20 protein-coding genes and 1 riboswitch are annotated in these 19,530 nt (G+C 63.7%); of the genes, 14 read left to right on the top strand and 6 right to left on the bottom strand.

Features of this window, described 5'->3' with window-relative positions; translation table 11 throughout:
• The first annotated feature begins 13 nt into the window (after positions 1-13).
• Positions 14-451: a thioredoxin TrxC gene (trxC, locus tag OQE56_RS09590; protein ID WP_267223834.1), complete on the top strand. Its 438-nt coding sequence runs from the start codon at positions 14-16 to the stop codon at positions 449-451.
• Positions 452-457: 6 nt separating this feature from the next.
• Here trxC and OQE56_RS09585 read toward each other — a convergent pair whose 3' ends face one another.
• Positions 458-2,017, bottom strand: coding sequence for a protein adenylyltransferase SelO (locus OQE56_RS09585; RefSeq protein WP_267223833.1), 1,560 nt, complete (start codon positions 2,015-2,017; stop codon positions 458-460).
• 227 nt (positions 2,018-2,244) lie between these two features.
• Here OQE56_RS09585 and OQE56_RS09580 point away from each other — a divergent pair, with 227 nt between their 5' ends.
• Positions 2,245-2,457, top strand: a complete 213-nt coding sequence (locus OQE56_RS09580) for a hypothetical protein (protein ID WP_267223831.1) — start codon at positions 2,245-2,247, stop codon at positions 2,455-2,457.
• A gap of 9 nt (positions 2,458-2,466) precedes the next feature.
• Here the strand turns inward: OQE56_RS09580 and OQE56_RS09575 are convergent, their stop codons facing one another.
• The 3 genes from OQE56_RS09575 to OQE56_RS09565 form a co-directional block, all read right to left on the bottom strand.
• Positions 2,467-3,180, bottom strand: a complete 714-nt coding sequence (locus tag OQE56_RS09575) for a pseudouridine synthase (protein ID WP_267223829.1) — start codon at positions 3,178-3,180, stop codon at positions 2,467-2,469.
• A complete protein-coding gene (locus OQE56_RS09570; protein WP_267223826.1) occupies positions 3,177-4,244 on the bottom strand; it encodes a class I SAM-dependent methyltransferase in 1,068 nt (355 codons plus the stop codon). Before OQE56_RS09570 ends, OQE56_RS09575 begins: the two co-directional genes overlap by 4 nt.
• A 62-nt stretch (positions 4,245-4,306) precedes the next feature.
• The gene (locus OQE56_RS09565; protein ID WP_267223824.1) at positions 4,307-5,185 is read right to left on the bottom strand and encodes a pseudouridine synthase; all 879 of its coding nucleotides are present in this window, start codon (positions 5,183-5,185) and stop codon (positions 4,307-4,309) included.
• A 225-nt stretch (positions 5,186-5,410) separates the two neighbouring features.
• Between OQE56_RS09565 and OQE56_RS09560 the strand changes: the two genes are divergently transcribed.
• Positions 5,411-7,423, top strand: a complete 2,013-nt coding sequence (locus tag OQE56_RS09560; RefSeq protein ID WP_267223822.1) for a S1 family peptidase — start codon at positions 5,411-5,413, stop codon at positions 7,421-7,423.
• 79 nt (positions 7,424-7,502) lie between these two features.
• On the opposite strand, the gene OQE56_RS09555 is transcribed toward OQE56_RS09560, so the two are convergent.
• Positions 7,503-8,771, bottom strand: a complete 1,269-nt coding sequence (locus tag OQE56_RS09555; RefSeq protein WP_267223820.1) for a multidrug effflux MFS transporter — start codon at positions 8,769-8,771, stop codon at positions 7,503-7,505.
• 92 nt (positions 8,772-8,863) lie between these two features.
• Positions 8,864-8,947: riboswitch (Fluoride riboswitch) on the top strand.
• Between the two features lie 77 nt (positions 8,948-9,024).
• On the opposite strand from OQE56_RS09555, the gene crcB reads away from it, so the two are divergent.
• The 11 genes from crcB (at position 9,025) to OQE56_RS09500 (ending at position 18,656) form a co-directional block, all read left to right on the top strand.
• Complete coding sequence (crcB, locus tag OQE56_RS09550) at positions 9,025-9,411, top strand: fluoride efflux transporter CrcB (RefSeq protein WP_267223818.1); 387 nt, start codon at positions 9,025-9,027, stop codon at positions 9,409-9,411.
• 8 nt (positions 9,412-9,419) lie between these two features.
• Positions 9,420-9,764 (top strand): DUF190 domain-containing protein, encoded by a 345-nt coding sequence (locus OQE56_RS09545; RefSeq protein ID WP_267223816.1) that lies wholly within the window; start codon positions 9,420-9,422, stop codon positions 9,762-9,764.
• Positions 9,765-9,834: 70 nt separating this feature from the next.
• A complete protein-coding gene (gene cfa, locus OQE56_RS09540) occupies positions 9,835-10,953 on the top strand; it encodes a cyclopropane fatty acyl phospholipid synthase (RefSeq protein WP_267223814.1) in 1,119 nt (372 codons plus the stop codon).
• A 126-nt stretch (positions 10,954-11,079) separates the two neighbouring features.
• Entirely contained in the window at positions 11,080-11,949 is an 870-nt protein-coding gene (locus OQE56_RS09535) for a TraB/GumN family protein (RefSeq protein ID WP_267223812.1), read from the top strand.
• Between the two features lie 56 nt (positions 11,950-12,005).
• A complete protein-coding gene (locus tag OQE56_RS09530; protein WP_267223810.1) occupies positions 12,006-12,614 on the top strand; it encodes a DUF6445 family protein in 609 nt (202 codons plus the stop codon).
• A gap of 86 nt (positions 12,615-12,700) precedes the next feature.
• A complete protein-coding gene (parC, locus tag OQE56_RS09525) occupies positions 12,701-14,938 on the top strand; it encodes a DNA topoisomerase IV subunit A (protein ID WP_267223807.1) in 2,238 nt (745 codons plus the stop codon).
• A 194-nt stretch (positions 14,939-15,132) separates the two neighbouring features.
• The gene (locus OQE56_RS09520; protein WP_267223805.1) at positions 15,133-15,636 is read left to right on the top strand and encodes a hypothetical protein; all 504 of its coding nucleotides are present in this window, start codon (positions 15,133-15,135) and stop codon (positions 15,634-15,636) included.
• Between the two features lie 148 nt (positions 15,637-15,784).
• On the top strand, positions 15,785-16,624 hold the full coding sequence (locus OQE56_RS09515) for an alpha/beta hydrolase (RefSeq protein WP_267223804.1): 840 nt from the start codon (positions 15,785-15,787) through the stop codon (positions 16,622-16,624).
• A 9-nt stretch (positions 16,625-16,633) separates the two neighbouring features.
• Positions 16,634-16,999 carry an EamA family transporter gene (locus OQE56_RS09510; RefSeq protein ID WP_267223802.1) on the top strand — a complete coding sequence of 122 codons (366 nt, stop codon included), beginning with the start codon at positions 16,634-16,636 and terminating at the stop codon, positions 16,997-16,999.
• Positions 17,000-17,002: 3 nt separating this feature from the next.
• Positions 17,003-17,446, top strand: a complete 444-nt coding sequence (locus OQE56_RS09505) for a DMT family transporter (protein ID WP_267223800.1) — start codon at positions 17,003-17,005, stop codon at positions 17,444-17,446.
• Positions 17,397-18,656, top strand: a complete 1,260-nt coding sequence (locus tag OQE56_RS09500) for a DegT/DnrJ/EryC1/StrS family aminotransferase (protein WP_425601614.1) — start codon at positions 17,397-17,399, stop codon at positions 18,654-18,656. Before OQE56_RS09505 ends, OQE56_RS09500 begins: the two co-directional genes overlap by 50 nt.
• Before the next feature lie 5 nt (positions 18,657-18,661).
• On the opposite strand, the gene OQE56_RS09495 is transcribed toward OQE56_RS09500, so the two are convergent.
• A complete protein-coding gene (locus tag OQE56_RS09495; RefSeq protein ID WP_267223796.1) occupies positions 18,662-19,468 on the bottom strand; it encodes a CPBP family intramembrane glutamic endopeptidase in 807 nt (268 codons plus the stop codon).
• Positions 19,469-19,530: the final 62 nt, after the last annotated feature.

The following is a 19,530-nucleotide window of genomic DNA, read 5'->3' as shown; positions in this document are numbered from 1 at the left end:
ACCGAGGCCTGCTATGTCCACCCCGCTGGAAATCCCCTGCCCTCATTGCAGCGCACTGAACCGCGTGCCGTCCGAACGCCTCAGCGAGCACCCCGTCTGCGGGCGTTGCAAGCAGCCGCTGTTCGAGGGAAAACCGGTGGAACTCACCACGGCCACCTTCGATGCCATGGCGGGTCGCGGCGATCTGCCGGTCGTCGTGGATTTCTGGGCGCCGTGGTGCGGCCCGTGCCGCCAGTTCGCTCCCGTCTTCACCGAAGCCGCCGCGCGCCTGGAGCCGCAAATGCGCCTTGCCAAGGTCGATACCGAAGTACAGCCTGCGTTGGCGCAGCGCTTTGGCATACGCAGCATTCCTACCTTGCTGGTGCTGCGCCACGGACGCGAGATCGCACGTCAGGCGGGCGCGCTCAATGCGCTTCAGTTGCGGCAGTTCCTGGCCAACGCATTGCAGTAACGCGCGCTACGAACTGCACGAGAGCATCGAGCAACCCGCCTTGTGAACTGCCCATTCGGGCCGCTTCTGCGCATAGCGTTCGCGGCCTGGCTGATCGTCATAAGGGCGGCGCATCACCTCGAGCAGTTCGTGAATACCGGCATAGTCACCCTGCGTCGCGCGATCGATGGCTTCCTGAGCGAGATAGTTGCGCAATACGTAGCGCGGATTGGCGGCGTGCATGCGCGCACGTCGCTGTTCGGCTGACAGCGCATCGCTTGATACGCGCGATGCGTAGCTCGCTAACCACGACTGGAAGGCTGGCTCAAAGGCTTGCCGCTTCGCTTCGTCGTAGAACGCGTCATGCAGCGGCGTTAGCGCGGGTTGCTGCACATCGATGTCACTGAGTGCTCGGAAGAACAGCGTCATATCGACGTCGGCATCGGTAAGCAGCGTGTACAGCGTGCTCATCAAGGTCACGTCGTCGTCCGTGCATTCGGAAAGACCCAGCTTGCCTGCGATGGTGGTGCGATCTGCTTCTGCATAGACCGCCGCATAACGATCCAGCCCGGCCTGTAGTGCCTCCGTGCCGGTGAACAGTGGAGCCAATGCCATGGCCAATCGGCTCAGGTTCCACCACGCCACATTCGGTTGCTGGCCGAAGCGATAGCGCCGGCGTCCGGCATCGGTGGTGTTGGGGGTCCAGTCGGGATCAAAGTTGTCGATCCAGCCATACGGGCCGTAGTCGATGGTGAGCCCGAGGATGGACATGTTGTCGGTGTTCATCACGCCATGCACGAAGCCCACGCGCATCCAGTGCGCCACCATGACGGCGGTGCGTTCACACACCTGCGCAAACCATTCGGCGTACAGCGGCTCGCCCTCACCTTTCAGCTCGGGAAAATCACGCGCGATGGTGAAGTTGGCGAGCCGCCGCAACAGTGCGGTATCGCCACGTGCGGCAGGCAATTCAAAATTACCGAAGCGAATGAACGACGGCGCCACGCGGCACACAATGGCACCGGGCTCTTGCTGAGGATGGCCGTCGTAGAACATATCGCGCACCACCACGTCGCCCGTGGTGACCAGACTCAGGGCGCGTGTGGTGGGTACGCCCAGGTGATGCATCGCTTCGCTACACAGGAATTCGCGAACGGACGAACGCAGCACCGCGCGGCCATCTGCGCCACGCGAATAAGGCGTGCGGCCAGCGCCCTTGAGCTGCAACTCCCAACGTCCGCCCGCGCGATCAATAACCTCACCCAGTGAGATGGCACGCCCGTCCCCCAGCTGATCGGCCCACACGCCGAACTGATGACCGCCGTAGTTGGCGGCATAGGGCTGCATGCCTTCGAGCAGCGCGTTGCCGCCGAATACCTGCGCGAACTCCGGGCTGCGGATATCCCCTTCACTGAGTCCCAGAGCGTCGGCCATCTCCTGTGACCAGGCGACGACCTGCGGCGCCGCTACCGGCGTCGGCTCCACCGCCGAATACAACGCACCAGCCACCTGGCGCTGCCTGGAGCCCTGCTCGGGATCGCCAGGGAGGTCGCGGACAAACGCATTGTCGAAACGCAGAGATCGCATGGGCCGTGAGACTACTGGAGAAGGATGGTGAGGTTTCTATCGTGCGCCATTGGCAGCGCAAGTTTTTTCAGCAGCGCCGCCCGTCAGGCGTTCAGCTTCGTCATTGTGTGACGGAGGCCACAAGGTATCTGCGATGAAGATCAGTTACTTTTGGTAATTGTGTACATCTCGTGAACCTGCTTAGATGGCAGCTGAACGGCTACGCAGGGGTAGCCGGGAGCCAAGATATGCACATGCTTCTCGCACGTTCCGCGCTCGAACGCGGAATGCAGCTGGTAGCAGGGATGCTCGCTCATAAGGGCATGCAGGAAGCCCGCAAGAACAACAACCAAGGTCGCCAGGATTTTCAGCTGGTTTCCTGGCAGCCCGGAGCCCACTCGCGAAGGGAAGATGAGCTCGCGCGCCGCCGCGAGCGCTTCGGCGGCAGCAGCGTCGCGTAACCCGCGCGTTTAATCGACCGCGGGCGCGTCAAAGACTCGCGAAATCTCGTGAGCGCTGAGAGCGCGCCACTCGCCCGGCGCCAGATCACCCAGCGTGAGACCGCCCACGGCAACCCGCGTCAGGGTTTCCACGTGGTTGCCTACGGCTGCAAACATGCGCCGAACTTGGTGATAGCGCCCTTCCGTAAGCGTCAGGCGCGCGCGGCGGGGCGCCAGTACCTGCAGAACGGCGGGTTCCAGAGGATCGGTTTCCGATTCCAGCATCATCGTGCCACTGGCGAACAGCGCAGCCTCGTCGCCGCGCAGGTCGTGCGCCAACGTGGCCTCGTAGACCTTGGCCACCTGCGCTTTCGGCGAGATGATCCGGTGCAGCAGCGCGCCATCGTCGGTAAACAGCAGCAGGCCTGAGGTATCGCGATCCAGCCGTCCCACGGTGGACAGTGCCGGGTCACGCACCCGGTAGCGTGGTGGCAGCAGGTCGTACACCACGCGCCCCTGATCCTTGCGCGAACAGGTCGCACCCAGCGGTTTGTTCATCACCAGCAACAGGCCGGCGGGCGGATCGAGCGGTTCGTCATCGACGCGAATGTGCTCGTGGGGCACCTTGTCGTCCGCGTACAACACCTCGCCATCCGGATCGGTGATGCGCCCTTCGCGGAACATGAGCGCGACGTCCTTGCGGCTGCCATAACCAAGGTTGGCGATCAGCTTGACCAGTTTCATGGGCGCGCCCCTCGCGCTTCGATAACTTTGAAACTGTCTTGCGTCGTCACAGTGCGTACCTCATGGAAACGGGCGGCCAGGGTGGCCTCATAGGGAAGATGGCGATTGGCAACCAGCCACAGGCGGCCATGCGAGGACAGCGCGTTGGCCGCCGTGTCGATAAAGGCGCGGCCGAGATCGGGCAGATCCGCCCGCCCCTGATGGAAAGGCGGATTGCTGATCACCACGTCGTAACGCTGCGCGAGGCCCTGCGTGACGTCGTGCCAGTGCAGCCCGAACGTCACGGCTCGGCCGCTTTCGCGCTGCGCTTGTTCAAGATTGAGCCGCGCTGGCTCCAGCGCGCGTGCTTCAGCTTCATACAGATCGACCGACGTCACTTTGGGACAGCGAGCGATGACCTGGGCGGACAGATAGCCGTAACCCGCACCCAGATCTGCCACGCGCCCCACCAGATCCGCAGGCAAATGCGACGCCAGCAGCGCGGAAGCGGTGTCCACCCGATCCCACGCGAACAGCCCGGGGCGGCTCACGAAACCGGCCGCATTTCGCCGCGGCGTATCGAGCGCCAGCCAGGCTTCCAGCAGGGTGCGATCGATGTTGTCACCTAGCGGCTGGGTCCAGAACACCCGGCATTTGTGCTTGGAAAGCTGATGCAGGGGACCGGCCAGTTTCGCCAGATCGCTCTCGGCCGACTTGGCGCCTTCTGCATTAGGCACTGCCGCAAGCACAATACCCAGCGGCCCGGCGCGATCCACGGCCTGCGCAAACAAGGCGCGCGCTTCATCACGCTGACGCGGGGGCAATACCAACACCACGGAAAAGCGCTCATCGCCTGAATGCGCGGCCACGCGCAGGCCACTGCGCTCCAGCGCATCGGCGAATGGCTTGAAGCTTTGCTCGCACACCCAGCCCGGCCGCGCCATCTCGCGCAGACGAAACCCGTCCCGTGCTCGCAGCACCAGCACGCGGCCGTCCACTGGCAGGCCCAGCGCACCGGTGTCAAAGGGTACGAACAGGGCCTCCAGCGCTGCATCGTCGGCAGCAGCGGAGAACATGGCAGACATCACGCGAGGCTTATTCCAGGGAGGCGGCACCGTATTTTAGCGGGGCGGCCCAGGCGGCGTCCTCAATCCACCTGCAGAAGTTCGTATTCGCTGACGAACTCGCGTGATTTGCCACTGAGCGGATCGATGAAGAACAACCCTTTGGCCAGCAACTGCAGCGGTCGCGCATGGTCGTCGGGCGCCGGTTCCGGCAAGGCCGGATAGAACGGGTCGTGCAGGATCGGCGCCCCGAGGCCCGCCATATGGACGCGCAGCTGGTGTTTGCGCCCGGTGACGGGTTGCAGCGCGTAGCGCCAGTACTGAGGGCCGCGCTCCACCACGTCGATGCGCGTTTCGCTGTTGGCCTCGCCCGCCACCTCGTGCATGCGGAAAAACGGCTCCCCCGCCACGATGCGCGAGCGCCGCATATGTGGGAAGGTCAGCGCCGGCAGCGGGCGCGCCCAGGCCTGGTAGAACTTCTCGATGCGCCGCTCGCGAAACAACGCCTGATACGCGGAGCGGCTGGCTGGATTGGCTGAAAACAGCACCAGCCCGGCGGTGTGGCGATCGATGCGATGCAAGGGCACCAGGTCCGGGTTATCCAGCGCGCGCACCAGCCGCGCCAGCGCGGTCTCCTGCACGAAACTTCCCGCCGGTGTCACCGGAAGAAAATGAGGTTTGTCGACCACCACCAGATGCGCATCGACGTGCAGCAGCGTCTCACGGAACGGGATCGGCTCTTCATCCTCCACTTCGCGGAAGTAACGAACGCACAGACCGATCTTGTACGGCGCATCCACCGGCAAGGGATGCCCTTGGGCGTCCAGCACGCGGCCACGAGCGAAACGATTCATCCACTGCACACGATCGATCCGCGGAAACTGCGCGCACAGCGCATCGAGCACCGTCGCCCAGGGCCCGGGCGGCAAGTGCAAGGTGCTGGCGGCCATTGGAACAGACATGCGCAACTCCACAGCGAACCGTGCCAGCTTAGAGCCAGTCACGCCGTTTTGGGCGCCCCCGCATGAACGTGCGCCGGCCTCACCAAAGCGGCTTCAGAATCTGTTCCAAACACCCATTCCGGGATGCGCATCCTTCGCTACACTCATGCTGGACACGGGCTTTTGCCCGGGCATGGCGCCGCCGGGCGCTCAGGACACTGACAGAGGCTGCACATGGATCAGCAGATGAATCGTGCCGGATTTGGGCTTGTTTCGAACGTCCCGCGGCGGGACCACCGATGGGCCTGGCTGGCCGCGCTTGCCCTGGCGATTTCGCCCGCCATCAGCGCTGCCACGCTCGACCCAGCCGTACTGCCGCGGGTGCAGGCGGCCACGTTCGAAGTGGTGATTCCCAAGCCGGTGAACGACCCGCTCACCTATGAGAAGCCACTGCCGTTCGACCAGTTGCCTTTCCAGCAACGCAACGACAAGTACTACTCCGTCGGCACTGCCTTCGCGCTGGGCGAGAACCGGTACATCACCGCCGGCCACGTGCTGTCGATTGGCATCGACAGCCTGATGGGCGAGCCCGCCGTGCGCGACAGCAGTGGTCACGTCTATGCCATCGACAAGATCACCCGCTTCTCGCTGCAGGAAGATTTCGTCGAGTTCACTCTGAAGAATCCGCCCAAGGTCACGCCGCTGGAGGTCAACACGCAGCCCGTCATGAATGATGTGGTGTACGCGGTAGGCAACGCGCTGGGCACCGGCATCGTCATTCGCGATGGCCTGTACACCTCGCAGACACCCGAAGAAGAAGACGGCCGCTGGAAGTGGATGCGCTTCTCCGCCGCCGCTTCGCCCGGCAATAGCGGCGGCCCGCTGCTGGACAAGGACGGCAAGATCATCGGCGTCGTGCTGATGAAGTCGCCCGACGAAAACCTCAATTACGCACTGCCTATCGACCTGGTGCTCAAGGCACCTGCCGATCTCGCCGTGGCCGACACCCGCGTTACCTACCAGCTGGATGTCATCGACAACAAGAACACCGGCTCATTCAAGGCGCAATTTCCGCTGCCCAAGAGCTTTGCCGACTTCAGCGCGGCGTTCCAGAAGGACTACAACGCCAACGTCGACCGGCAGCTGCACGCCTTGCTGACAGAAAACGCCGCCATCCTGTTTCCCAAGGGCGCGGGTTCCAGCCGGCTGCTGCACAGCAACTCCAGCCTCAACCCCTTCCCCACCCTGCTCCGTCGCAGCAGTAACGGCACCTGGGTGATTGCAAGTGCGGGAGAGGGCAAAGGTACGCTGTCGCACAACGGCTACATATCCAAGGCGGTCGTGGGCAGCCAGTTGATGTTTCACCTGCGCAAGCCCGATGACGTGTCGAGCAAAGAGCTTTACAGCGACCCGAAACGCTTCATGGATCTGCTGCTGCAGGGCTCGCCCATGCAGCGCCGCGTCGGCTCCGAGCAGATCAAGGTGACCTCGCTGGGCAAGCCTACCAAGGAGAGCATGTTCACCGATGCCTATCAGCGGCGCTGGCAGGTACGCGAATGGCCGATGGCCTATGACAATTCCATGATCATTGCTTTCCTGCTGCCGGTGCCGGATGGCTACGCAGCCATGATCCGTGTCGCGCCGGCAAAGAATGAACACGAAGACCTGGCCGACCTGAAGGCCCTCACCGATTTCGTGTATGTGTCCTACAGCGGCACGCTGGCACAGTGGAAGGAGTTCCTCGCCCAGACCAGCCTGCTGCCGTCCGTGCTCTCGGATATCGCGATTCGCTTCGACTACGGCAACGATTTCCGTTACCAATCCCCACGCCTCAGCTTCGCCTACACCCCCGCGCTGCAGAAGATCGATCAGGACAGCCAGCTGGTGCTGGGCATGTCGTACTTCGAGGATCGCGGCAAGGTGGTGTGGGACGTTTCCAAGGTGATGGTCAAATCCAACATCGACAATGCCGAGAACATCAGCTTCAACCGGCACATCGCACCATCGGACGATCTGGACGACAGCTTCCGCAATTACTGGGACAAGATCGTTCGCCGCAGTCACCCGGACGATGGCGTGCCGTATAGCGACAACGACATGACCTATATCGGTACGGTGGGCGGCACGCCTGTTTCCAGCGTAGCCAAGCCTTCGGTGCTCTACACCGCGTTCTACGGTGTGGATGGGCCGAAACCGCAAGACGCCATGAAAGGGAAATTGAATCTGCTGCTGGAGAAGCTGCAGGTCAATGAGCATTGAGCTGACGGCCGAAACCGCTCACTAAAGTCATTCCGGCGAAGGCCGGAATGACGAACGAGGTCGTCGATGCAACGGCATCTCACCTCGGCTCGGTGATTTCCGTTTCCCACTCTGTTTCCACAACAGACGACGGCGTCTGCGCTACAGGCGGACACCGGGTCAGCTTTTGATACCAGCGCCACGAGAACCAGCCGATCACCGTAAGTACGCTCGCGCCCAGCGCCAGATAAAGCATGTGGCCGGACAGCAGCGGCGACAGCACGCCCGCCACGATGGCGCATAGCAGCAGGCTGCAGAAGGCCTGTACCGACGATGCGCCACCCCGGCGATGAGGAAAGCGATCGAGCAACAACAGCGTCAGCGTGGGGAACGCCAGCTGCACACCCACACCGTGCAACACCAGCGGCAGCATCGACCAGGGCAACACCGGCTCGCGGGTGATCAATGCCATCAACAGGTGCAACGCACACGCCAAAAGCAACGACGCGTAACCCAGGTTCACCGTAAACGCCACGCTGCGACGGCTGGCCAACCGGCCCGACATCCACGCACCGCATACCAGGCCTGCCACCACGGGCAGGAACAGCCACGGAAAGCCCTGCGCGGAGAGATGCAGCAAATCGCGGACGATATGCGGCGCTGACGAGATGTACAGGAACAATCCAGCGAAATTTACCGTGCAGGAAATCAGCAACGGCCAGAACGGCCGATCCTGCCCGAAGCTGACGTAGCCTCGAATCAGGGTACCGGGATGAAACGGTGTGCGCGCGGCAGGCGGATGGCTTTCGTCCAGATACAGCACCAGCGCCACCGCCAGCATCAGGGTGAAGCCCATCAGCACCCAGAAGATGCCATGCCAGCCGTTGAGGAACAACAGTTGCGCACCCACGATGGGCGCGATCACCGGTGCCACGCTGAAGATCATCATCACTCGCGACATCAGCTGCTGTGCCGCAGCCCCTTCCAGGCTGTCGCGCACCACCGCACGGCCCACCACCAGACCCGCGCCGGCGCACATGCCCTGCAGCGCGCGACAGGTCAGCAGCATGGTGTAAGACGTGGAGAGCGCCGCGCCCGCCGACGCCATTGCATAAACCACCATGCCAGTCACGATCACCGGCTTGCGGCCTATCGAATCGGATATGGCGCCATGAAACAGGCTCATCACCGCATAGGTGATCAGGTACACGCTGATCATCTGCTGCAGCCCCGCGCTGTCCACGCCGAAGCGCTCGCCGATCAGCGGAAACGCCGGGAACACGGCGTCGATCGAGAACGGGCCGATCATCGACAGTCCCGCCAGCAGCCACGGCAGGCTGCGCCGGACGGGGCGCGGAGTGGGCGTCATGGGCATGGCACGGCGGGCGAGGAGCGCTGAGTATAGCGGCGCAACGCGCGTTCCCGAGCCATGACGTTCGGCGGATCATCCGCTACGATGCCGCTTCATCGGGAGATGGCATGCCTCCCGCCCCGGCCATGCGCTGCGGGGCAAACCACCTTCGGGTTGATGATGCCTGCACCGCCGGATCTTTCCGGGGCGCAGGCACGTGCCTGCTCCGGGAAGTCTGAGGGCCCGACCTTACTGACTTGGGAGACGAGACGTGGGCTTTACCGGATTTGTAGCAGTAGGCATTGGCGGCGCATTGGGCTGCTGGCTGCGCTGGACCCTGGGTGTGCTGTTCAACCCGATCTTTCCTACCGTGCCGATGGGTACGTTGGCGGCCAACCTGCTGGGTGGCCTGCTGATGGGCGTCGTGCTGGGCGTGTTCGACCACTTCCAGACCCTGCCGCCCGAGTTGCGCCTGTTCGCCGCCACCGGCTTTCTCGGCGGACTCACCACCTTCTCCACCTTCTCCGCCGAATCGACCACCCTGCTGTTGCGGCAGCAGTATCTTTGGTTCGGCGGTCACCTGGCGTTGCATCTGGTGGGGTCCATCGCCATGACCGTGTCCGGTATCGCGCTCACGCGTGCCGTATGGCGCCACTAGGAGGTCACATGGAAACCCTGCGGCAAGGCATCCAGCTCGCCTTCTATTGCCACACGCGCGCGCGTCATGACGGCGTACTGGTTTACGAGTGGTTGCTCGAGCGCGCCAAGGAGCAAGGCATCGGCGGCGGCTCCGCGTTTCGCGCCATCTGCGGGTTCGGCCGGCACGGTGTCCTGCGCGAAGAACAGTTCTTTGAACTGGCAGACGATCTTTCCGTGAAGGTCGAATTCCTGCTGACCGAGGCGCAGGCGCAAACGCTGCTTGAAACGGTACGCGCTGCCGGTGTCGACGCGGTGTATGCAATAGCTCCCACAAACTTCGGCGTACTGGGCAGGGCCGCCGACACTACCTGAAGCACTTCCATGCGTCCGGACATGCCTTGAGGTTGCGCACCAACCCTTTGTCACGCCACACGAGGAACGCATGAGTCAGGACCCTCTCAAGACACGCGCCGCCAGTCTCCTTGAACACGCTGGCATTCGCCTCGACGGCACGGACGCTACGGATCTGCGCGTACATGATGAGCGCCTGTATACCCGTGTTTTCGCACATGGGTCGCTGGGGCTCGGCGAGAGCTACATGGATGGCTGGTGGGATGCCGATGACCTCCCTGGCATGTTCACCCGCCTGCTCAATGCACACCTGGACATCGAGCTGAAAACGCTCGACACCCTGCTCGCGCATCTGAAAGCCCGCTTCATCAACATGCAGCGTGGCGACCAGGCATTCGAGGTCGGCAGGGCCCATTACGATTTGGGCAATGACCTGTTCAGGGCGATGCTGGGCAAGCGATTGGTCTACTCGTGTGGCTACTGGGCACAAGCCACCAACCTCGATGAGGCTCAGGTCGCCAAGCTCGACCTTATTTGCCGCAAGCTGAAGTTGCAGCCGGGTCAACGCGTACTCGATATCGGCTGCGGATGGGGCGAAGGGTTGAAGTACGCTGCCGAGCACTACGGCGTGCACGGCGTGGGCGTCACCGTATCGCAGGAACAGGCTGAGTTCGCGCGCGAGCTATGCGCCAACCTGCCGGTAGAAATTCGCCTGCAGGATTATCGCGAACTCAACGAGCCGTTCGATGCGATCTTCTCCATCGGCATGTTCGAACATGTAGGCGCGCTCAACTATCGCACCTATTTCGAAGTGGCACGCCGCTGCCTGCGCGACGATGGCCTGTTTGTGCTCCATAGCATCGGCACCAACAATACGCCCGCCCGGCCGGATCCGTGGATCGAGAAGTACATCTTCCCCAACTCCATGATCCCCGCTGCGGGCCAGGTGGCGGAGGCGCTGCAGAATCTGTTCGTGGTGGAGGACTGGCACAACTTCGGTGCGGACTACGACCGTACGCTCACCGCGTGGCGCGCCAACTTCGACACGGCCTGGCCCCAGTTGGCGGAGCTCTACGACAGCCGCTTCCGCCGCATGTGGCATTTCTATCTGGCTGTTTCGGCCGCGGTGTTCCGCAGCCGGCGCAATCAGCTGTGGCAACTCACCCTGAGCCCCCACGGCGTGCCCGGCGGCTACCGGGTCCCTCGGTAGACCGTGAAACGAAAAACTTTCGACGAAGCCCCCTGATTTCTGCATGATAGGGGCCTCCACGGACACTGCGGTGCGTGCCCGCCGCTATCTGCGCTGCCCTTTTTCCCTCGCCCGGAAACATCCCTTGTGAAGTTGCTTCGACGTTTTGGTGCCGCCCTCGCCCTGAGCCTGCTGCTCGTCTCCGCTGCCGTGGCACAGCCCGGCCTGTGGATCGCGAAGAACGAGCACGCCACGGTCTATTTGTTCGGCACCGTGCATTTGCTGCCGTCGGACACCAACTGGACCTCACCCGCGCTCGACAAGGCATTGAATGAAAGCCAGCGCCTGAGCATCGAGATCGTCGATGACGATGCCCCGTCCATGCAGGGGCTGGTGATGCAGTACGGCGTCGATTTCAACCAGACCCTGTCGAGCAAGCTCGACGACAGCGACCAGCACCGTCTCGCCCAGGCGGCGGAAACCGCCAAGCTCCCGGGCGGCATGAGTGCGCTTCAGCCCATGAAGCCGTGGCTGGCCGCACTGACGCTGACCATGGCGCCGCTGATGCAGGCGGGCATGGATCCGAACCAGGGCGTCGACAAGCGGCTCAAGGCCCGCATGCTGGAGGCAGGAAAGCCGGTGGACGGACTGGAAACGTCGGAAAAGCAGATTCACATGCTGGCCGACCTGCCCGAATCCATGCAGCTTGACCTACTGCGCCAGTCCTTCAAGGAAGTGGCCGAAGGCACCACCAAGCTGCAAGAGCTGGTTGATGCCTGGCGCAACGGCGACATCGCCGCCATTGCCAAGATCGAAGATGAAGACCTGCGCAAGGACAGCCCCCTGCTCTATCAGCGGCTGATCGTGGAGCGCAATCAGGCCTGGGCAAAAACCATCGCCGAGCGCATGCAGCAACCCGGCGTGAGCTTTGTCGCTGTGGGCGCGGGACACCTCGCCGGCCCCGACAGCCTGCAGGAGCAGCTGCGCAAGCTGGGCGTCACCGTCACCCGCCAGTAGCAACCATGCCTTCTGGCCTTTGAGTGAGCACCGGCGAGTCCATACGCTCGTGCCGCATGCCTACTTCCATTATTGTCGTTGACGACTTTCTCGAAGATCCCCACGCTTTTCGCGCTGCCGCGTTAAAGCTCACCTACCCCGAACAGGAAGGCTCGTTTCCGGGCCGCAATTCGCTGGAGCGAATGCCGCTCGACGGCCTCGCCGAGCACGTGTCGCACATCGTCGGCGAACCGCTGGCGCTGATGTCACCCCCGCAGTCTCACGGCAAATGCCGCATGACCCTCGGAGCCGACAAGGGCAAGGCCAAGGTGCACACCGATCCGTCGCACTGGTCCGGCGTGCTCTATCTCAGCCGGCCGGAGGACTGCCGAGGCGGCACCGACTTCTATCGGCACATCCCTACCGGCACCGACCGTCGGCCGCTCAATCACGATGAACTCGCAGCCATGGGCTACAGCTCCATCGATGACATGCATCGCGACATCATCGAGAAGGACACCAACGACGACAGCAAGTGGGAGCTCACCATGAGCGTGCCCATGCGCTTCAACCGCCTGGTGCTGCTGCGCCCCTGGCTGTGGCACACCGCCGGCACGGGTTTCGGCGACAGCCTGGAGAACGGGCGGCTGGTCTACCTGATGTTCTTTGGCGCCGGCCGCCGCTGAACGCTCCTCTCGCCCGCCAGCCCCCCTTTCTGGCACCATCCCCCGGTTAAGCGCGCCGCCTGCGCGCACGCCAACGACGCAACTCCATGAATTTGCAAGCCAATTTCGAACAGATCCCGCTCAAGGAATACGCCGAGCGGGCTTACCTCGACTACTCGATGTACGTGGTGCTGGATCGCGCCCTGCCCTTTGTGGGCGATGGCCTGAAGCCGGTGCAGCGTCGCATCGTCTACGCCATGAGCGAACTGGGACTGGCCGCCTCGGCCAAGCCAAAGAAGTCCGCGCGCACCATCGGCGACGTCATCGGTAAGTTCCATCCGCACGGCGACACCTCGTGCTACGAGGCGATGGTGCTGATGGCCCAGCCATTCTCGTACCGCTACCCGCTGGTCGATGGCCAGGGCAACTTCGGTTCGCCGGACGACCCCAAGAGCTTCGCCGCGATGCGCTACACCGAGTCGCGCCTGAGCCCCATCGCGGAAGCCCTGCTGGGCGAACTCGGTCAGGGCACCGTGGACTGGGTACCCAACTTCGACGGCACGCTGGAAGAACCCAGCTGGCTGCCAGCGCGCGTGCCGCATGTGCTGCTCAATGGCTCCATGGGCATCGCCGTGGGCATGGCCACCGACATCCCGCCGCACAACCTGCGCGAAGTGGTGAGCGCGTGCATCCGCTTGCTGGATGATCCGGATGCCACCATCGCCGACCTGTCCGAACACATTCAGGGCCCGGACTACCCGACCGAAGCGGAAATCATCACGCCGCGCAACGAGCTGCTGGCGATGTACCAGAACGGCACCGGCTCGGTGCGCGCCCGCGCCGTGTACCACATGGACGAGGGCAATATCGTCATCACCGCGCTGCCGCATCAGGTGAGCCCGTCCAAGATCCTCGAGCAGATCGCCGCGCAGATGCGCGCGAAGAAGCTGCCGATGGTGGAAGACCTGCGCGACGAATCCGACCACGAGAACCCGATCCGCCTCGTGGTGGTGCCGCGCTCCAACCGCATCGATGCGGCCGAGGTGATGCAGCACCTGTTTGCCACGACGGACCTCGAAAAGAGCTTCCGCATCAACCTCAACATGATCGGCCTGGATGGCCGCCCGCAGGTGAAGGATCTCAAGCGCATCCTCACCGAGTGGCTGCAGTTCCGCACCGACACGGTGACGCGCCGTCTCAGCCATCGCCTGGCGAAGGTGGAGCGCCGCCTGCACCTGTTGGAAGGCTTGCGCATCGCCTACCTCAACCTGGACGAAGTGATCCGCATCGTCCGCACGGAGGACGAACCCAAGCCCGTGCTGATGGCCCGCTTCGGCCTCAGCGACGAGCAGACCGACTACATCCTCGAGACCAAGCTGCGCCAGCTGGCGCGTCTTGAGGAAATGAAGATCAATGCCGAGCGCGACCAGTTGGAAGAGGAACGCGCACGCATCAATGTGCTGCTGAAGTCGCCTGCCAAACTCAAGGGCCTGATCAAGGAAGAACTGCGCGCCGACGCGACGAAGTACGGCGATGACCGCCGCTCGCCGCTGGTGCAGCGCGACGCCGCACAGGCACTGGACGAAAGCGCGCTGGTCGCCAGCGAGCCGGTCACGGTGGTGCTGAGCCAGAAGGGCTGGATTCGTGCGGCCAAGGGCCACGATATCGACGCCGATGGCCTGAACTATCGCGAAGGCGACAGCCTGTTGGCCACCGTGAAGGCACGCACCACGCAGCAGATCGCGGTGATCGACTCCACCGGCCGCAGCTACTCCACGCCGGCACACACCCTGCCCTCGGCACGTGGTAACGGCGATCCGCTCACCGGCCGCTTCAGTCCTCCGTCGGGTGCCAGCTTCGACGCGCTTACGGCCGGCGACAACGACATGCGCCTGATTCTCGCGACGGACCACGGCTACGGCTTCGTGACCCGCTTCGAGGCGCTCACAGGCCGCAACAAGGCCGGCAAGCAGATCATCACGCTGGGCGATGGCGCGAAGGTGCTGGCCCCGCAGGTCAGTGCTGATCCGGCTCGCGACCGCATCGTGGTGGTTACCACGGAAGGCCATCTGCTGATGTTCTCCGTGGCCGAACTGCCCGAGCTCGACAAGGGCAAGGGCAACAAGCTGATCGACGTGCCCAAGGCCAAGCTCGCATCGGGCGTGAAAGTGGTTGGCGTCGCCGTGGTGGCCGAGGGCAAGGGCGAAGTGACGCTCTACGCCGGCCAGCGCAAGCTCACGCTGAAATGGTCGAACCTGGTCGAATACGGCGGCAACCGCGCCACCCGCGGCGGCCTGCTGCCGCAGGGCCTGCGCCGGGTGGAACGTATCGAGACCACGGGCTGAAAAGCCGAGGAGTAAGTGGAGAGAAGTGAGAAAACAGAGAAGAGCCAGGCTCTCTCTCGTTTCTCGCTCCTCTTCACTCACTCTTGTCCCTACAGAAAGGCGGGAACTTCACGACTTGACGGGGAATCCAAAGGCAACCTGTGCACACCGGCGACGGTGGCGCGTTATAGGCCCCACGCCCCCGGAGTTTTCCCATGAAGACCGTTCGCACCACCGCTTTCGTCGTTGCGAGCCTGCTCGCCGCGTCAGCCTGGGCCCAGAGCAGCAATCAGCCGCTCAACCTCAAGCTGCCGGCCAACCTACCCGCATCCAGTACCAGCACCGCGGCCGCGAGCGCGTCGACGCCCACCGATGCCGGCAAGGCTGCGGCTGGTGGCGGCAATGCCAATCCCCAGGCCAATGACAAGACCGGCGCCTATAGCAAGGACCCGCCGGGCACTTACTACGGCGACACCAGCGGCACGCCGGGCCGCACCGGGGCGGCTCACGGTCAGCCCGTCGTCACCTGTGATGACGCCACCTATAACCAGCCTCAGGTGCACGGCGCCGTCGGTGTCGGTGTGGAATCGGGCAAACATATGAGCGGCAGCTATACCGGCGGCAGCGTGACGCTCAGCCAGGCCTTTGGCAGCTGCGAGCACCCGTCCGGGGGCATGAACATCTCCGTGGGCGGTACCCAGGGGCATTACGGCCACTGACCCTTCCCTCCCGCCAGGGAAAGGCTTTGAAGGGTCGAAAGTTCTTGGAAAGGGTGAGCCCCCACACTGGGCGCATGGTTATTTGTCATAGTTCCATGCGCCAAGCGCGCTCACCCCGCACTTCCGCGCGTCGTACCGGAGCCGCCCAGTGATTCAGAATGTCGAGTTCCGCTACGAGGGCGGTCGCAGCGGTGTGCTGCTTATTCACGGCCTGACCGGCACGCCTACCGAGATGCGCTTGCTGGGCAAGGGTCTCAACCGCGCCGGCTACAGCGTCTACGGCATGCAGCTGGCTGGCCACTGCGGCGATGCCGACGATCTGCTGAAGACCGGCTGGAAAGACTGGTACGCCAGCGTGGAAGCCGCCGCCGAGCAGTTCCGCCATGAGGTGGATCACCTGTTCGTGGCCGGTCTGTCGATGGGTGCCGTGCTGGCCCTGAAGCTCGCCGCCGAGCGCCCGGAATGGGTGAAGGGCGTGGGCGTCTATGGCGCCACCTTCCGTTATGACGGCTGGGCGATTCCGTGGACGGGCAAGTTCTCCTTCCTGCTGCCCTTCCTGCACAAGTTCGGCATCGGCAAGCACCGCATGGTGCACGAGAACGAACCGTATGGCATTCGCGACGAACGTCTGCGTGCGCAGATCAGCGGCGCCATGCTGAGTGGCGACAGCGCTGCGGCCGGCCTGCCCGGCAACCCGTGGCCGTCGCTGGCTGAGATGTACAACATGGCGGCGGTGGTGAAGCGCGAGTTGCCCAAGGTCACTGCGCCCTGCCTGATCGCGCATGCCACCGAGGATGACATCGCCAGCATCGAGAATGCTTATCTCGTGCAGCGTTCGGTGTCCGGTCCGGTGGAAACGCTGTGGCTGGAAGACAGCTATCACATGATCACGGTGGATCGTGAGCGCCGCCTGCTGACGGATCGCTCGGCCGAATTCTTCCGCCAGATCGCCGCTACCTACGAACCTGCCGCCCGCGCTGCGGCTTAAGGACTCGCCATGAGTCCTTTGGTCGTGGCACTGTGGCTGCTCAACGTCACGCTCGATACCGTCGGCCAGCTGGCATTCAAAGCAGCGGCCGGCGATCCGCGTGCGGGCGATGGCGTGGCTCGTTGGAAATACATGCTGGCCCGACCGTGGATCTGGATCGGCGTGATCTCGTATGTCGCCGAATTCCTGGTGTGGATCGCCTTCCTTTCGCTGGTGGATCTGTCCGAAGGCGTGCTGCTGGGCTCGATCAATATCGTGGTGATCATGATCGCCGGCCGCTTCCTGTTCAAAGAAAGGCTGACGCCACTACGCGTGACCGGCATGCTGCTGGTGACGGCAGGTGTATGCATCGTCGGCGTGGCCGGTGGAGGCTGAGGAATGACGATGAAGCTCGCCCGTTTCTATGCCATCGGCTTCACCATCCTCGTGTTGTTCGACACGTTGGTGCAGCTGAGTTTCAAGTACGCCGGCGACCATGCGTTTCCGCCCGAAGCCAACTGGGCGTGGATCGTGCGCGTGTTCGGCCATCCGTGGATCTACGTCGCGGTGATCGGCTACGTCGGCAATTTCTTCACCTGGATGACGCTGCTCAAGCACGCGCCGATTGGCCCTGCCTTCGCGGTGACGCATCTGGAAGTCGTCAGCGTCATGCTGTTCTCCATCTGGCTCTTCAACGAACCGCTCACCTGGGCTCGCGTGATCGGCGCCCTGGCCATTGTCGCCGGCATCGTCTGCCTTGCCTTTGCCGAGAGCGGTGCGCATCCGGAACACGATGCGCCTACCGAAGCGAAGGGCGCGCTGGGCGTGGCCGCGGGAGACTGACGTGCCAAGCGAGCTGCCGCCCACTGCCGGCTTGCCGCTTCGTGTCACCGATCTGCTGCCCGGCCGCGCACCGTTCGCCGAGCGCGTAGCCGAATGGCTTCAGGTCGAGCAACTACAGCTGGAGTGCTCAGGTACGGCCGCCATGGTCGTGGCGCTGGCCGCCATGAAGCGTCTGCGTCCACAGCGCGACGAAGTGATTGTGCCGGCATGGACATGCCCGCTGGTTGCGCTCGCCATCCATCGCGCCGGGCTCAAGCCAAGGTTGTGCGACCTCGCACCCAACCATTTCGATATGGACTCCAGTCAGCTGTGTTTGCTGGCCGGGGATCGCACGCTGGCCATCGTACCGACGCATCTCGCCGGCCGCGTGGCGGACGTCAACGCGACACTCGATGTGGCCCATCGCGTGGGCGCTTATGTTTTGGAAGACGCCGCGCAAGCGTTGGGCGCGCAGCACGATGGCCGAAGTGTGGGCCTGTTGGGTGATGCCGGCTTCTTCAGCCTCGCGGTCGGCAAGGGGCTGACTTTGTTCGAGGGCGGCCTGCTGCTCACGCGCGATCCTGTACTGCGCGATGCCTTCGCGGTCAGTCACGACAGCACGATCCGCCCTGATGCACGCATGGATTGGCAACGCGCGCTCGAACTTGCCGGCTACACGCTGGCCTACCGTCCCTCGCTGCTACCGCTGGCCTACGGCCGTCCGTTGCGCAAGGCACTGGCGGCCAACGACCCGGTCGCTGCCGTTGGCGACGACTTCGGCCCCGATATTCCGCTACACACGGTGAGCGAATGGCGACAGGCCGTAGGCGCGCGCGCTCTCACCCGCCTGCCAGCCTTTCTCGATGCCACCCGCGTGCAAGCCTTGCGCCGCGTGGAGCGCCTGCGCCAGATACCCGGCATCACGGTGTTCGACGATGCACCCCGCCAGCGCGGCGTATGGCCATTCCTGCTGTTGACGATGCCCAGCGAGAAGGCGCGCGACGAAGCCTTGCGCACGCTGTGGACAGCCGGTCTTGGCGTCAGCCGCCTGTTTATTCATGCCCTGCCCGACTACGCCTACCTGCGCGACATCGTGGCTGATACGCCGCTGCCGAATGCGCGCAGCTTCGCTGCACGCTCGCTGACCATCACCAACAGCCTGTGGCTGAACGACGCCACGTTCGAGTCGATCTGTTCGGTGCTGGAACGCACCGTGGGCCAGCTCTCCTGATCCGCTCACTGCACAGCAGGCGCACCGTGCCTGCCGTGCGACAGAAAGAGCAAGCCACCGACGGCTAACCCCAGACACGGACTGATCAGCGAAAGCCCGTGCCCCGAAGGCACGATCACACCAAGCATGATGATGGCGTTGGTCGCCGCGTGCATGAGCACGCACAGCAGAATGCTGCGCGTATGGCAGTAGAGCCAGCCGAACAGCAAAGCGTTACCCATCACGCCTACCAGGAACAGCGCGAAGTGTCCGTGGTACTGGCTGACGCCGGGCAGGAAGAACAGCGGGAAATGCCACAGCGCCCAGATTGGTCCGATCAGCAGTGCCGCCCGCGCCTGTCCCAACGCAGGCCCCCAGGCTTCCTGGGTGATGCCGCGCCAGCCGAATTCCTCCAGACCGCCACCGATAATGGTCATCGCCAACAACAACGGAAACAGGTACCAGGGTTTGATGGCGAGGTGACTCGATACCTCCGGGCGCAACGCCACCGCAATGCCGACCGCCACAAAGGCCAGCGCAATGGGCAACCCGATCGCCGCCGCATACCACACCGGTCGCACGCGCCAACGGAGTACGCGCTGATTGAATTCGCGCAACGGCCCCTGTGCCCGGGTCAGATAGACGGCCGCATACGCCGCGATGGTAGGACCCAGGCCACCGAGCACATACAGCGTCATGAAAGGCCACTCGCCATAAGCCGTGGCTTGCGCCTGCGCAAGCATCACCAGCGCGCCCCAGGCGCACCAGGTGATGCCGAAAGCGAGCGCCAGAAAAATGTAAGCACGCCGATCGGCAGGAAGGAGTTCGGTCATGACGAACGCATCGTCCAAACGGCCACCGGAATGAGCCGGCACTCCGCCACGCTTACCCGCGT

This window comes from Dyella silvae (assembly GCF_026421305.1).
Taxonomy (GTDB): Bacteria; Pseudomonadota; Gammaproteobacteria; order Xanthomonadales; family Rhodanobacteraceae; genus Dyella; species Dyella silvae.
This window is presented reverse-complemented; position numbering and strand designations above follow the sequence as displayed.

What these genes read in the sequence shown, in the direction of transcription:
- cfa (WP_267223814.1), top strand. Translation starts at nt 9,835, where the DNA reads ATGAGTCAGGACCCTCTCAAGACACGCGCCGCCAGTCTCCTTGAACAC.
- OQE56_RS09510 (WP_267223802.1), top strand. Translation starts at nt 16,634, where the DNA reads ATGAGTCCTTTGGTCGTGGCACTGTGGCTGCTCAACGTCACGCTCGAT.
- trxC (WP_267223834.1), top strand. Translation starts at nt 14, where the DNA reads ATGTCCACCCCGCTGGAAATCCCCTGCCCTCATTGCAGCGCACTGAAC.
- OQE56_RS09500 (WP_425601614.1), top strand. Translation starts at nt 17,397, where the DNA reads ATGCGCCTACCGAAGCGAAGGGCGCGCTGGGCGTGGCCGCGGGAGACT.
- OQE56_RS09565 (WP_267223824.1), bottom strand. Translation starts at nt 5,185, where the DNA reads ATGTCTGTTCCAATGGCCGCCAGCACCTTGCACTTGCCGCCCGGGCCC.
- OQE56_RS09560 (WP_267223822.1), top strand. Translation starts at nt 5,411, where the DNA reads ATGAATCGTGCCGGATTTGGGCTTGTTTCGAACGTCCCGCGGCGGGAC.
- OQE56_RS09585 (WP_267223833.1), bottom strand. Translation starts at nt 2,017, where the DNA reads ATGCGATCTCTGCGTTTCGACAATGCGTTTGTCCGCGACCTCCCTGGC.
- OQE56_RS09545 (WP_267223816.1), top strand. Translation starts at nt 9,420, where the DNA reads ATGGAAACCCTGCGGCAAGGCATCCAGCTCGCCTTCTATTGCCACACG.
- OQE56_RS09575 (WP_267223829.1), bottom strand. Translation starts at nt 3,180, where the DNA reads ATGAAACTGGTCAAGCTGATCGCCAACCTTGGTTATGGCAGCCGCAAG.
- OQE56_RS09570 (WP_267223826.1), bottom strand. Translation starts at nt 4,244, where the DNA reads ATGTCTGCCATGTTCTCCGCTGCTGCCGACGATGCAGCGCTGGAGGCC.
- OQE56_RS09555 (WP_267223820.1), bottom strand. Translation starts at nt 8,771, where the DNA reads ATGACGCCCACTCCGCGCCCCGTCCGGCGCAGCCTGCCGTGGCTGCTG.
- OQE56_RS09520 (WP_267223805.1), top strand. Translation starts at nt 15,133, where the DNA reads ATGAAGACCGTTCGCACCACCGCTTTCGTCGTTGCGAGCCTGCTCGCC.
- OQE56_RS09495 (WP_267223796.1), bottom strand. Translation starts at nt 19,468, where the DNA reads ATGACCGAACTCCTTCCTGCCGATCGGCGTGCTTACATTTTTCTGGCG.
- OQE56_RS09530 (WP_267223810.1), top strand. Translation starts at nt 12,006, where the DNA reads ATGCCTACTTCCATTATTGTCGTTGACGACTTTCTCGAAGATCCCCAC.
- OQE56_RS09580 (WP_267223831.1), top strand. Translation starts at nt 2,245, where the DNA reads ATGCACATGCTTCTCGCACGTTCCGCGCTCGAACGCGGAATGCAGCTG.
- OQE56_RS09505 (WP_267223800.1), top strand. Translation starts at nt 17,003, where the DNA reads ATGACGATGAAGCTCGCCCGTTTCTATGCCATCGGCTTCACCATCCTC.
- parC (WP_267223807.1), top strand. Translation starts at nt 12,701, where the DNA reads ATGAATTTGCAAGCCAATTTCGAACAGATCCCGCTCAAGGAATACGCC.